A 12,918-nucleotide genomic window follows, 5' to 3' on the forward strand; every position below is an offset into this window, starting at 1 on the left:
CGCGGGGAACTGCGCGACCCGCCACGACGAACCCGCGGACTGGCACAACGGGGACCCCCGCGTCGGTCAGTCCCAGTCCCGCGCGGAGCGCCCCCGCTTGGTCTGGGCGCGCTGCTTCTTCTCGCGCAGGCGGCGCTCGTTGATGCCGCGCGGGATGCGGGTGGGGCGACGCTGCTTCGGCGGCGGCGCGGTGGCCTCGGCGAGCAGCGCCGCCAGGCGCACCGCGGCGGTCTCGCGGTTGCGCCACTGGGAGCGGTGCTCGGAGGCGCGGACGCTGACGACGCCGTCGGTCAGGCGCCCGGCCAGCCGTTCGAGTGCCCGCCGCTTCCACACCTCCGGCAGGGCATCGGTCCGCGCCAGGTCGAACCGCAGCTCGACCGCCGTGTCGGTGGTGTTGACGTGCTGGCCGCCCGGCCCCGAGGAACGCGAGAAGCGCCAGACCAGCTCGGCCTCGGGAAGGGAGACGGAACCGCGGATGACATGGGGACCGGACATGCCGTCCATGTTCCCGTCCCCGAACCGGTCACGTCACCCGAATATCCTCGGCGCCGGACTCGGTAAAGAAAGTAAAGAGAGCCGGAACCTTACGTACCCCCCTCGACGTTCATGGGGGTAGCTGTAGCTTTCTTGCCGTACGTACACGAGGGAAGGGACTCCCAACAATGGCTGTAAGCCTGTCCAAGGGTGGCAACGTCTCGCTCACCAAGGAGGCTCCGGGCCTGACCGAGGTCACCGTGGGCCTCGGCTGGGACGTCCGTACCACCACCGGCACCGACTTCGACCTCGACGCGTCGGCCATCGCGGTCAACACGCAGGGCAAGGTCTACTCGGACGGCCACTTCGTCTTCTTCAACAACAAGCAGACGCCGGACAACACCATCGTCCACACCGGTGACAACCGCACCGGCGAGGGCGCCGGCGACGACGAGGCGATCAACGTCAACCTGGCGGGTCTGCCGGCCGACATCGAGAAGATCGTCTTCCCGGTCTCGATCTACGACGCGGAGAACCGCTCGCAGAACTTCGGCCAGGTGCGCAACGCCTACATCCGCATCCTCAACCAGGCCGGCGGCGCCGAGATCGCACGCTATGACCTGTCCGAGGACGCCGCCACCGAGACCGCCATGGTCTTCGGCGAGCTGTACCGCAACGGCGCCGAGTGGAAGTTCCGCGCCGTCGGCCAGGGCTACGCCTCGGGCCTGGTCGGCATCGCCCAGGACTTCGGCGTGAACGTCTGACGTTCGCCCGCCGAGCAGTCCCGTACACGTACGAAGGCCCCCCGGACGTCCGGCCGGGGGGCCTTCGGCGTGTCCGGTCGGCTTGCTCCGGCGTCCGTGTCACGGCAGCAGGCGCTGCTCCTTGGCCACGGCGACCGCGCCCGCGCGGGTGTCGACGCCGAGTTTGTCGTAGATCCGGCGCAGATGGGTCTTGACCGTGGCCTCGCTGATGAACAGGGCACGGGCGATCTCCCGGTTGCCGAGACCGGTGGCGAGCTGCGCCAGGATGTCGCGCTCGCGGTCGGTAAGGGAGGGCCTCGGGCGCCGCATGTTGGCCATGACCCGGCTGGCGACCGGCCCCGACAGCGCCGTACGGCCCTGGGCGGCGGCGTGGATCGCGGCGAACAGCTCCTCGGGGCGCTCCGCCTTCAGCAGGTAGCCGGTGGCGCCGGCCTCGATGGCGCGGGTGATGTCGGCGTCGGTGTCGTACGTGGTCAGGACGAGTACGTGCGGTGTGCGGCCGGGTCCGGGGCCGGCCGGCGGGGTCGCCGTGAGGCGGCGGGTGGTCTCCACGCCGTCGATGCCCTCGCCGAGCTGGAGGTCCATCAGCACCACGTCCGGCGCCAGCCGTCCGGCGAGCGCGAGCGCTTCCTCGCCGGTGCCGGCCTCGCCGACCACCTCGATGCCGGGGGCGCTGTCGAGCAGGGCGAGCAGCCCGGCCCGTACGACGACGTGGTCGTCGCAGACCAGGATGCGCACGGGGGCGGGAGCGCCGGCTGCCGGGTCGGTCATCGGGGTGCCTCCTGGGCGTCGGCCGGGTCGGTGCGGGGCGGGTCCAGGGGGACGGCGGCGGACAGGGCGGTGCCCTCGCCGGGCGCGGACTCGACGGTCAGGGTGCCACCGAGCTGGCGCAGCCGGGCGCGCATCGCGGGCAGTCCGTGGCCCCGCACTCCGGCGGCGGCGTCGGGCAGGGCGGCCGGGTCGAAGCCGTGGCCGTCGTCGGTGACGTCCAGAACGGCCTGGTCGTCGAGAAGGGTGAGGCTGAGCGCGGCGGTGGACGCGCCCGCGTGCTCCCGGACGTTGGCCAGGGCGCCCTGCGCGATGCGCAGCAGGGCCGACTGGACGCGGTCGGGCAGCGGCGGGACGCGGGCGCCGTCGTCGACGTGGACGCGCACGGTGAGGTCGTCGCCGGACTCCCGCGCGGCCAGTGCGCGCAGCGCCGCCTCCAGGCCGCCGCCCCGGGCGAGGTCGGCCGGGGCGAGGTCGTGGACGAAGCGGCGGGCCTCGGCGAGGTTGTGCTCGGCGACGGAGGCGGCGCCCCGGACATGGGCGCGGGCCTTGCCCGGGTCGGACTCCCAGACCCGCTCGGCCGCCTGGAGCAGCATCCGCTGGCTGGACAGGCCCTGCGCGAGGCTGTCGTGGATCTCCATGGACAGCCGCTGGCGTTCGGCCAGGGTGCCCTCGCGGCGCTCGGCGGCGGCGAGTTCGCGGCGGGTGCGGACCAGGTCGTCGATCAGGGCGCGCTGCCGGGCCGTCTGCCGTTCGGTGTGCAGGAACACGGCGGCGGCGATGGCGGCGACGGCGGGCGGGGCCAGCAGCAGGTTCGGGTCGAAGTGCCCGGCGAGCCGGGACTGCGCGGCGACCACGAACACCGTGAGGACGCCCACCAGGACGAGCGCCGCCCGGGGCGGCAGGGTGCGCAGGCCGGTGTAGAAGAGGGGCACCGCGCACCAGGAGAAGCTGGGCGCGAGGACGACCAGCACCATCCACACCACGACCACCAGGCCCAGCCAGGCCACGCGCCGCCCCCCGGGCCGCTCCCCGGGACCGCTCAGGACCGGCCCGAGCAGGTGCAGCAGGGCCAGCGCGAGGGACAGGGCGAGGATCCACGGGGTGCGGGGCTCGCCGGGGTGGCGCAGCAGGAAGCGGGCGAGGGCGCCGCCGAGCAGCAGGAGGAACGCCGCGTGCATGACGGCACCGAGCCACCGGGTGTCGGGGTCGTAGAGCTTCGGCATCCGCGCGCCTCCTTTCCGGTCCGGGTCCCCCAACGTGCCGCAAGAGGGCGCTGAGCTGCCCGAACACACCCATGGTGCCCTGTGCGGGGGGTGTCCGGGTCAACCGATCGGACGACCCCGGCCTCGCCCGTTCCGTCGTCCGGGAGCAGCCGGAACGGCGACCGGGCACCGGTGCGGCGGGACGGAGGGTGGAGAGCGGGACGCGGCACAGCGCCCGATCCCGCCCGATCCCGCCCGACCCCGTCCGACCCCGAGGAGCAGACCGCCATGAAGAAGACCCTCTCCCGACGCGCCCGCATCGCCACCGGGGGCGCCGTGCTCGCCGCCGTCGCCGCCGGCACCTTCGGCACGGTGGCCGCGAACGCCTCCGCTCCGGAGAGCGCCCGGGACTCCGCCGCGTCCGCCGCCCCCGCCTCCGCCGGGTCGCGCTCCACCACGACCTCCACGCACCTGACGATCGACGCCGCCACCGAGGCCGCGCAGGCCGCGCTGAAGGCGGCGAAGAAGGAAGGCCAGCGGATCACGGTGGCGGTCGTCGACCGCAACGGCAACACGATCCTCACCATGCGCGGTGACGGCGCCGGCCCGCAGTCCTACGAGTCGGCCGAGAAGAAGGCGTTCACCGCGGTCTCCTGGAACGCCCCGACCAGCGAGCTGGAGGGCCGCCTGGAGAACGCCCCGAACCTGAAGGACATCCCGGGCACCCTCTTCCTGGGCGGCGGCGTCCCGGTCACCTCCGGCAAGGCACCGATCGCCGGGATCGGTGTCGCGGGCGCCCCGTCCGGCACCCTGGACGAGAAGTTCGCGCGGGCGGGCGCCGAGGCGCTGAACTAGGTGTACTGCCCAGGGACCAGGAGGCGGCGGGACTGCCCGTAGGGCCCGGCACCCGGTCTCAACGGGCGTTTCACGTGAAACGCCGCATAGGATCACGACGTGCGCATCTCCCGTCCCCTCATAGCCGCAGCCACCGTCACCGCCCTCGCGGCGTGCAGCGGTGGCGGCGCCGTGGACGGCGGTCCCGGTGGCTCGGGCGTGCGCGATCCGTACTTCCCGAAGGCGGGCAACGGCGGCTACGACGTCGGCCACTACGACCTGAAGCTGGCCTACGAGCCCGACGACGAGCACCTCGCCGGCACCGCGACGATCACCGCCCGCGCCACCCGGGACCTGTCGGCCTTCGACCTCGACCTCAAGGGCCTGGACGTCGAGGAGGTCACGGTCGAGGGCCGGGAGGCCCGCTTCAACCGGGCCGGGCAGGAGCTGACCGTCCGGCCGGCGGACGAGCTGCGCGACGGGGAGACGTTCCGGGTGAGCGTCCGCTACTCCGGCGAACCCCAGACGGTGACCGATCCCGACGACTCCGAGGAGGGCTGGCTGCCCACCGCCGACGGCGCGGTGGCGCTCGGCCAGCCGGTCGGCTCGATGGCGTGGTTCCCCGGCAGCCACCACCCCTCGGACAAGGCGACGTACGACCTCGCCGTGACCGTGCCGGACGGATACGGCGTGGTCTCCAACGGGGAGCTGCGGGACGAGCGGACCCGTGGCGGCCGTACGACGTTCACCTGGCACACGGCCGAGCCGATGTCGAGCCATGTGGCCACGGTCGCCGTCGGCGAGTGGGAGACCGACCGCTCCACCACCGACGCCGGTCTGCCGGTGTACACAGCCGTCGACCCGCAGCAGTCCGACGCGAGCCGCGAGGTGCTGGCGCGGATTCCCGAGGTCGTGGAGTGGGGCGAGGAGAACTTCGGCCCGTACCCCTTCTCCTCCACCGGCGCGATCGTCGACCGCGTCGAGGACGCCGGATACGCGCTGGAGACCCAGAACCGGCCCTACTTCCCCGGCGCCCCCGGCCAGGTCCTCCTCGTCCACGAACTCGCCCACCAGTGGTACGGGAACTCGGTCAGCCCGAAGACCTGGCGGGACATGTGGCTCAGCGAGGGCTTCGCCACCTACGCCGAGTGGCTGTGGGAGGAGGACGAGGGCGGCGACACCGCCCAGCAGACCTTCGACGCGCTCTACGACGGGACCTACTACGACGACGAGGACGCGAACGACTCGATCTGGGCGTTCCCGCCCGCCGACCCGCCCGACGCCGAGCACATCTCGGCGAGCCCCGTCTACCAGCGCGGCGCGATGGTCCTGCACAAGATCCGCCAGAAGGTCGGCGACGACGCCTTCCTGGCCCTGCTGCGGGGCTGGGCCGGCGCGCACCGCCACGGCAACGCGGACACCGAGGACTTCACGGCCTACGTGGAGAAGTCGGCGCCGGACGAGGACTTCACGGAGATCTGGGACGACTGGCTCCACGGAGACGGCCGGCCGGACCGCCCGTGAGGAACCGCCGCCGTCCCCGCGGTCTCACCCCTCGAAGGTGTCGAGCAGCAGGGCCAGGTCCGGGGGCCAGAGCGGTTCGGGTGCCTCGGCCAGTTCGGCTCGGCTCCACCAGCGCCATTCGAGGATGCCGTCGGCGGCGTGTGCGGCGGCGAGGCCGGGGCCGGTGGGTTCGCGGCGCGGGGCGTGGGTGACGTAGATGTGCTCGTGCTGGCGGACGGGGCCGACGCTGAGGTGGGTGAAGTCGTGTTCCCAGGTGCAGAGCAGCGGGCCGGGCTCCAGGTCGTGCCAGCCGGTCTCCTCGCGCACCTCGCGCAGGGCGCCCTCGCGGGGGGTCTCGTCCGCGTCCAGTCCGCCGCCGGGCATCGCCCAGTGCACGCCGACCTCGATGTTGTCGTAGCGCAGGAGGAACACCGCACCCTCGGGGTCGAGCACGGCGACCCGGGCGGCGCGGCGCGGGGTGCGCGGCACGCCGCTGTCGAACTCCTTGCGCAGCACCGTGCAGGGACGGCCGCGCTCCAGGTCGGGGCGGTGGTCGACGGCCGTGTAGCCGAGGGCGGTCCAGAAGGCGAGGGCCTCGGTGTGGGCGTCGAGCACGGCGAGCCGTACGGCGGTGCGGCCGGTGGCCCGGAGCTGTTCCTCGACGAGCGACGCGAGCCGCCTGCCGTGGCCCCGGCGCCGCAGCTCCGCGTCCACCATCAGCAGCCCGATCCAGGGGTCCGGGTCGGCCGGGTCGGGATGCCGGGCGAGTGTGATCGCGACGCCGGTCAGCCGGCCCGCGTCCCTGGCGAGCAGCACCTCGGCGCCCGGTCGCGCCAGCTCGTCGGCCAGCGCCGCCGCCACCTGCTCCGGCCGGATGTCGTCCGGGTCGGGGAAGTCGCCGCTGAGCGCGTGGAAGTCGCGGTGGGCGGCGTAGAGGGCGGTCAGCTCGGTGAGGAGGGGGCCGGGGATGTCGTGGCCGGGGCCGGGCCGCAGGGGGGTGATGATCACGTGGGCAACCTATCCGGTCGGCGTGACACCATCACCTGCGTGCTCGACATCGGTTACGCCCTCTCCACCCGCTTCCCCGACCCGCCGCAGACGGACTACCGGCGCGCGGACGTCCGCGCGCTGCGGCACGACCTGTTCTGCGGGGACGTCTATCTCGCCGACACCAAGGCCGACCGGGAACTGTCCACAGCCTGGGGATGGGTGCCGGTGCTCGACTTCGCCTGGGCGCTGTGCGACATCGTGGAGCGGGTGGACCGGGACCCGGCGGGCTCCCGGGCGGCCCGGCCGCAGCGGGCGGAGCTGGACTTCACCGAGTCCACGGACCGCCTGCTCTTCGAGCGCCGCTTCGGCTGGGTCGACATCGAGGCGGAGTGGATGCCGGCGGACGAACCCCCGCTGTCCTTCTCCCACGCCGAACTGCGCCGGGAGTCCCGTGACTTCCTGCACGACCTGGTCGCCGATCTGACCGACATGCACGAGGACCTGGCGGACAACCCGGCGATCTGGACCCTCCAGGCCCGCTTCCCGCGCCTGACCTGACCCGCCACCCCGGCGCGCCCCCTCCGGACGCCCCACTCCGGCACGCCCATCCTGACGCCCCGCTTGGCGCGCCCATCCTGACGCGCCACCCCGGGGTCCACCCAGCCCCCCCCACCTGGCGCGCCCACCCTGTTGCCCGACCCCGGCGCGCGCCCACCCCTGGCGTGCCCACGCTGGCGCGCCGGCCTCGACGCCCCGGCCCGGCGCTACCCGTCCGCCAGCACCCGCACCCCCAGCTCCGCCGCCAGTACCGGTGCCAGGTCGAGCAGCTGGGCCGGGCTGATCACGGCGCCCGACAGCCGGTCCACGCCCCGGGCCAGCTCCAGCGGGGCGGCGCCGCGCAGGTCGACGTCGACGAGGGTGGCCGCGCTGAGGTCGGCCTCCTTGAGGGCGCAGTCCACGAACTCGACGCGCTCCAGGCGGGCACCGCCGAAGTCCGGTTCGACCAGGACGCAGCTCTCGAAGACGACGTCCTTGAGCCGGGACCGGCGCAGGTTCAGGTAGTCGATCTTGCCGCCGCGGATCAGAACCCGTTCCAGTACGGCGCCGTGCAGCTGGGTGCCGCCGAGGCGGGCGTCGCGCAGCTCGACGTCGCGCAGGGTGGCCTCCGCCAGATTGGTGCCCACTCCGCGGACGCCGGTGAGGACCGAGTCGAGCAGCCGGGCGCGGGGCAGTGACGCCTCGTCCAGCGCGCACCCGGTCAGCGCGCAGTCCATGAAGCGGGCGCCCGCGCCGTCCTGGCCGGTGAGGTCCGTCTCCGCGAAGTCCAGCGCGTCGTAGTCCCCGTCCGGCTCCAGTCCCGCGTCCTCGTACGGCGCCAGCGGTGGCAGCCGCAGCTCCGGGCGCCGCGCCGCCCGCACCGTCGTACCCCGCCCGTCCGCCGCCGCTCTCCTCGCCATGACCCCATGCTGCACCCCGCCACTGACAACCGGCGCCGACCTGCGCGAACGCTTCCGTTCCGGCGCGATGTCACATTCGGCACCCCGTTGGCCGTCGTAGGGGCAGACAGGTCACGCACCAGGCGACCCCGACCCGAGGGAGACCCCGAGCCATGCATCGCATCACCGTCGTCGGCGGCGGCCTCGCCGGACTGACCGCGGCCATCACCGCCGCCGAGGCGGGGGCCAAGGTCACCGTCCACGAGGCGCACCACACGCTCGGCGGCCGCGCCCGGACCGCCGAGGGCCCCTACCGGACCAACGAGGGCCCGCACGCCCTCTACAACGGCGGCCCGCACTGGTCGTGGCTGCGGCAGCGCGACCTGATCGGTCCGCTCGCGCCGCTGCCGCCGCTGGAGGCGGCCCGGCTGCGGCTGCGGCACAAGGGCGTGCTGCGCCGCACCCCGCCCTTCGCCATGCTCAAGCTGCTGCGCCGGGGCCTGGGTCCGGCGCCCGTCGACACCGACTTCCTGACCTGGGCGACCGGTGTCGCGGGCGAGGAGGGGGCGCGGGCCGCCGCCCACTACTGCGCCGTCGCCCTGTTCCACCACGACCCCGGGTCGCTGTCGGCGGCCTTCGTGCAGGAGCGGCTGCGCCGGGCCGCCAAGCTGCCGCCCGAGGCGCACTACCCGCGCGGCGGCTGGGCCGGGGTCGTCGACCGGATGGCCGCCCTGGCCTGGAACCTCGGCGTCCGGGTCGAGACGCTCTCCCGTGTCGACGCCCTCCCCACCGACGCCCCCGTCGTCGTCGCCACCTCGCTGGACGCGGCCCGCCGGCTGCTGGGCGACCCCACGCTGACCTGGCCGAGCGGGCGCACCGTCCTCGTCGACCTGGCCCTGCGGACCCGGCGCGGTGACGCGTTCGCGGTCTCCGACCTGGACGCGCCGGGCTGGATCGAGCGGTTCACCGCGCAGGACCGCACCCTGGCCCCGGCGGGCGAACAGCTGATCCAGGGGCAGATCCCCGTCGCGCCGCGGGAGTCGAAGGCCGACGGCACCGCCCGTGCCGAGCAGCTGCTGGATCTCGGGATGCCCGGCTGGCGCGAGCGGCTCACCTGGCGGCGCGAGGCCGTCGCGAACGGCCGTACCGGCGCCGTCGACCCGCCGGGCACCACGTGGCGGGACCGGCCCGCCGTCGACCGGGGCGACGGGGTGTATCTCGCCGGGGACCAGGTGGCCGCGCCGGGTCTGCTCTCCGAGGTCTCGTTCAACAGCGCGCTCACCGCGGTCTCCCTCGCCCTCGGCCGGAGCCGCGGGGAACTTGACCTCAAGCATGCTTGAGGTCGTTGAGTGGAGTCCGTACCGGCCGGCCCAGGCCCGTACGGACCGCTCTTCCGTTGGGGGACCCTCATGCACGCCATCCGTCTGCACGCCTTCGGTCCGGCGGAGAACCTCGTCCTGGACGAGGTCGAGGATCCCCGGCCCGGCCCCGGCCAGGTCCGGATCACCGTCCGCGCGGCGGGCGTCCATCTCCTGGACACCGCCCTGCGCGAGGGCGCCCAGGGGCCGTTGCCCGCGCCGGCCGAACTGCCCACCGTCCCCGGCCGCGAGGTCGCGGGCGTCGTCGAGTCCGTCGGGGAGGGCGTCCCGGCGGACCGGATCGGCAGGCGCGTCGTCGTCCACCTCGGCTTCGCCCCCGGGGGCTACGCCGAACTCGCCGTCGCCGGCCTCGCGCGCCTGCACGAGATCCCGGAGAACCTGGACTTCGCCGAGGCCGTCGCCATGATCGGCACGGGCCGTACGGCGATGGGGATCGTCCAGTTCGCCGACCTCGGCACCGGCACCGTGGCCGTGATCCCGGCCGCCGCCGGGGGCCTGGGCACCCTGCTGACGCAGTACGCGAAGAACGCGGGCGCCACCGTGATCGGACTCGCCGGAGGCCCCGGGAAGACCGCCCGGGTCGCCGCGAACGGTGCCGACCTCGCCGTCGACTACACGGACCCGCGGTGGCCGGAGAAGGTCCGCGCCCACCTCGGCGGGCGCCCGGCGACGGTCGTCCTCGACGGCGTCGGCGGCGACGTGGCCCGCGAGGCCGTCGCGCTGCTCGGGCCCGGCGGCCGGCACGTGGTCTTCGGCTGGTCGGCGTCGGGGCCGCTCGACGGCGCGCCGTACCTGGTCGACGGCGTCTCCCAGCAGGTGCTCGGCCCGGTGATGCTGGAGCGGGCCGGCGGCGCCGACCCCCTCCGCACCCTCGAACTGCGCGCGCTCGACGAGGCCGCCGCGGGCCGCCTCGTCCCGGCCGTGCACCGCTTCCCGCTCGCCGCTGCCGCCGCCGCGCACCGTGCGCTGGAGAACCGCGGCACGACCGGCAAGGTGGTCCTGGAGCCGTGACCCACCGTCACGACCGGACACAGAAAGCATGCGGAATGCCCCGATCCGTGGTCTTCTGGCCAGATGAGTGGCACCTGGTCAGGTGAGCCGGCCGCGCCCACGGATGCCGATCCCCGCCGCTGGTGGGGGCTGGTGGTGATCGCCCTGGCCCAGCTGATGGTCGTACTGGACGCGACCATCGTGAACATCGCGCTGCCGTCCGCGCAGCGCGACCTGGGCATGTCCGACGGCAACCGCCAGTGGGTGATCACCGCCTACACCCTCGCCTTCGGCGGCCTGCTGCTGCTCGGCGGGCGGGTCGCCGACCTGGTGGGGCGAAGACGGACCTTCGTCATCGGGCTGATCGGCTTCGCCGCCGCCTCGGCGATCGGCGGTGCCGCCACCACCCCGGCGATGCTCTTCGGCGCCCGCGCCCTCCAGGGCGTGTTCGCCGCGCTCCTCGCGCCGTCCGCGCTCTCCCTGCTGAGCACCACGTTCAGCGACCCGCGGGAACGGGCGAGGGCCTTCGGCATCTACGGCACGCTGGCCGCGAGCGGCGCCGCAGCCGGGTTCATCGTCGGCGGCGTGCTCACGGAGTACCTGAACTGGCGCTGGTGCCTGTACGTCAACATCCCCTTCGCCGTCGCCGCCGTCATCGGCGCCTACACCCTGCTGCGCGACCGTCCCGGCCACGGCGGCGCCCGCCTCGACGTCCCCGGCGTGCTCCTCGGCTGCGGCGGCCTGGTCGCCCTCGTCTACGGCTTCGGCGAGGCGCAGCCCCGGGGCTGGAGCGACCCGCTGGTGCTGGCCCTGTTCGCCGCGGCGGTCGTGCTCCTGGCCGCCTTCGTGTGGTGGCAGACCCGCGCTCCGGTGCCGCTGCTGCCCCTGCACATCATCCGCGACCGCAACCGGGCCGGCTGCATGCTGACGATGATGCTGGCCGTCATCGGCATGTTCGGGATGTTCCTCTTCATGACCTACTACCTCCAGGTCATCCTCGCCTTCTCTCCCCTCATGACCGGCCTGGCCTTCCTGCCGATGACCGCCTCGATCCTCACGGGCTCCACCCAGATCTCCGCCCGGCTGCTGCCGCGCGTGGGCCCGCGCATGCTGATGGTGCCGGGCATGCTCCTCGCCTGCGGCGGCATGGTGATCCTCACGCAGATGACCGTGGACTCCTCCTACGCGTCCGAGATCCTGCCCGCGCTGATCCTGATGGGGCTCGGCATGGGCCTGACCTTCATGCCGGTCTTCTCCACCGCCACCGCCGGGGTCGCCCCGCGGGACTCCGGCGTGACCTCGGCGACCGTCAACACCTCGCAGCAGATCGGCGGCTCGATCGGCACCGCGCTGCTCAACACCATCGCGACCGGCACCAGCGCCTCCTACATCGCCTCCCGCCTCACCGGCCCCACGCCGCGGGAACAGGTCGTCCGGGAGGGCATCGTCCACGGCTACACGGTCGCCATCTGGGTGGCCGCCGGCATCATGCTGCTGGCCGCACTGGTCGCGGGCCTGATGGTGACGGCCAAGGCCCCGAGACACGACGCCCCGGCCGACGACCCGGTGCCGGAGCCGGTGGCCTGAGAGGCAGCCCCCGCCCCCGCCGAGGCCCCCGATATCCAGGTGACCGCGGCACCGCGCCCAGGTAGCGTCGTCGCCCGTGATCGACGTTCCGGACGGACTCGCGGCCTCGCAGGCGAAGTACAACGGAGCGGCGGGGCGCGCCTTCGTCGACGCACTGCCGGAGCTGGCCGCCTCCTTCCTGCGGCGGTGGGAGCTGCGGCTGGACGGGCCCTCGATGCACGGCTGGGCGGCGCTGGTGCTGCCGGTCGTGCGCCGCGACGGCGTCCCGGCCGTGCTGAAGCTCCAGCTCCTCGACGCGGAGACCGAGGGCGAGCCCCTCGCGCTGCGGGCGTGGGACGGGGACGGAGCGGTCCGGCTGCTCGACCACGACCCGGCCACCGGCACCATGCTCCTGGAGCGGCTGGACGCGGGCCGCATGCTCAGCCACGTCGAGGACTCCCGCGCGGCCGTTCTCGTCATCGCCCGGCTCCTCGCCCACCTCACCGCGACCCCCGCGCCGCCCGGCGTGCGCGGTCTCGGTGACATCGCGCGGACCATGCTGGAGCGGACGCCCGGGACCCTGGGCGCCATCCCGGACCCGGCGGACCGGAGACTGGTCGCCGACTGTGCCGCCGCCCTGCGCGAGGTCGCCGACGAGCCCGGCGACCGCCTGCTCCACTGGGACCTGCACTTCGAGAACGTCCTGGCCTCCGCACGCGCCCCCTGGCTGGCCATCGACCCCAAGCCGCTGGCCGGCGACCCCGGGTTCGACCTGCTGCCCGCCCTGGACAACCGCTACGACCCGGCCGAGACGCGGTGGCGCTTCGACGCGATGACCGACGTCCTCGGCCTCGACCGGCGGCGGGCCCGCGCCTGGTCCCTCGCCCGCGTCCTCCAGAACTGCCTGTGGAACGTCGAGGACGGCGACCCGCTGGAGGCCGAACAGCTGGAGATCGGGCGGCTGCTGCGGGACCTGTGAGCCGGCGGGGGCCGACCCGGGACCCGTGAA

At 74.2% G+C, this 12,918-nt stretch carries 13 protein-coding genes; 8 read left to right on the forward strand and 5 right to left on the reverse strand.

The genetic code is table 11. The annotated features are described in order from the left end of the window. Positions 1-66: 66 nt before the first annotated feature. Positions 67-504, reverse strand: a complete 438-nt coding sequence (arfB, locus tag ACFW01_RS05490; RefSeq protein WP_234957055.1) for an alternative ribosome rescue aminoacyl-tRNA hydrolase ArfB — start codon at positions 502-504, stop codon at positions 67-69. 158 nt (positions 505-662) lie between these two features. On the opposite strand from arfB, the gene ACFW01_RS05495 reads away from it, so the two are divergent. After that, on the forward strand, positions 663-1,238 hold the full coding sequence (locus ACFW01_RS05495) for a TerD family protein (RefSeq protein WP_055417542.1): 576 nt from the start codon (positions 663-665) through the stop codon (positions 1,236-1,238). Positions 1,239-1,337: 99 nt separating this feature from the next. Here ACFW01_RS05495 and ACFW01_RS05500 read toward each other — a convergent pair whose 3' ends face one another. Together ACFW01_RS05500 and ACFW01_RS05505 are read right to left on the reverse strand one after the other, a co-directional pair. Beyond that, positions 1,338-2,009 carry a response regulator transcription factor gene (locus tag ACFW01_RS05500; protein ID WP_234957054.1) on the reverse strand — a complete coding sequence of 224 codons (672 nt, stop codon included), beginning with the start codon at positions 2,007-2,009 and terminating at the stop codon, positions 1,338-1,340. After that, entirely contained in the window at positions 2,006-3,232 is a 1,227-nt protein-coding gene (locus tag ACFW01_RS05505; protein WP_234957053.1) for a sensor histidine kinase, read from the reverse strand. The genes ACFW01_RS05500 and ACFW01_RS05505 overlap by 4 nt, the downstream gene beginning before the upstream one ends. A 267-nt stretch (positions 3,233-3,499) precedes the next feature. Here ACFW01_RS05505 and ACFW01_RS05510 point away from each other — a divergent pair, with 267 nt between their 5' ends. Beyond that, positions 3,500-4,066 carry a heme-binding protein gene (locus ACFW01_RS05510; protein ID WP_234957052.1) on the forward strand — a complete coding sequence of 189 codons (567 nt, stop codon included), beginning with the start codon at positions 3,500-3,502 and terminating at the stop codon, positions 4,064-4,066. 99 nt (positions 4,067-4,165) lie between these two features. After that, a complete protein-coding gene (locus tag ACFW01_RS05515) occupies positions 4,166-5,569 on the forward strand; it encodes a M1 family metallopeptidase (protein WP_384502437.1) in 1,404 nt (467 codons plus the stop codon). Positions 5,570-5,593: 24 nt separating this feature from the next. Here the strand turns inward: ACFW01_RS05515 and ACFW01_RS05520 are convergent, their stop codons facing one another. Then, positions 5,594-6,556 carry a GNAT family N-acetyltransferase gene (locus ACFW01_RS05520; protein ID WP_234957050.1) on the reverse strand — a complete coding sequence of 321 codons (963 nt, stop codon included), beginning with the start codon at positions 6,554-6,556 and terminating at the stop codon, positions 5,594-5,596. A 39-nt stretch (positions 6,557-6,595) separates the two neighbouring features. On the opposite strand from ACFW01_RS05520, the gene ACFW01_RS05525 reads away from it, so the two are divergent. Continuing rightward, entirely contained in the window at positions 6,596-7,096 is a 501-nt protein-coding gene (locus tag ACFW01_RS05525) for a hypothetical protein (RefSeq protein ID WP_234957049.1), read from the forward strand. A gap of 206 nt (positions 7,097-7,302) precedes the next feature. On the opposite strand, the gene ACFW01_RS05530 is transcribed toward ACFW01_RS05525, so the two are convergent. Continuing rightward, a complete protein-coding gene (locus tag ACFW01_RS05530) occupies positions 7,303-7,995 on the reverse strand; it encodes a pentapeptide repeat-containing protein (RefSeq protein WP_384502438.1) in 693 nt (230 codons plus the stop codon). Between the two features lie 152 nt (positions 7,996-8,147). On the opposite strand from ACFW01_RS05530, the gene ACFW01_RS05535 reads away from it, so the two are divergent. The 4 genes from ACFW01_RS05535 to ACFW01_RS05550 all read left to right on the forward strand — a co-directional run bounded on the left by ACFW01_RS05535 (position 8,148) and on the right by ACFW01_RS05550 (position 12,888). Continuing rightward, positions 8,148-9,314, forward strand: coding sequence for an NAD(P)-binding protein (locus tag ACFW01_RS05535; RefSeq protein WP_384502439.1), 1,167 nt, complete (start codon positions 8,148-8,150; stop codon positions 9,312-9,314). A 69-nt stretch (positions 9,315-9,383) separates the two neighbouring features. Next, positions 9,384-10,364 carry a zinc-binding dehydrogenase gene (locus ACFW01_RS05540; protein WP_234957046.1) on the forward strand — a complete coding sequence of 327 codons (981 nt, stop codon included), beginning with the start codon at positions 9,384-9,386 and terminating at the stop codon, positions 10,362-10,364. A 63-nt stretch (positions 10,365-10,427) separates the two neighbouring features. After that, entirely contained in the window at positions 10,428-11,930 is a 1,503-nt protein-coding gene (locus ACFW01_RS05545; protein WP_384502440.1) for an MFS transporter, read from the forward strand. Between the two features lie 76 nt (positions 11,931-12,006). Continuing rightward, positions 12,007-12,888, forward strand: a complete 882-nt coding sequence (locus ACFW01_RS05550; protein ID WP_234957044.1) for an aminoglycoside phosphotransferase family protein — start codon at positions 12,007-12,009, stop codon at positions 12,886-12,888. Positions 12,889-12,918 lie beyond the last annotated feature (30 nt).

Source organism: Streptomyces sp. NPDC058985, from assembly GCF_042740985.1.
Taxonomy (GTDB): Bacteria; Actinomycetota; Actinomycetes; order Streptomycetales; family Streptomycetaceae; genus Streptomyces.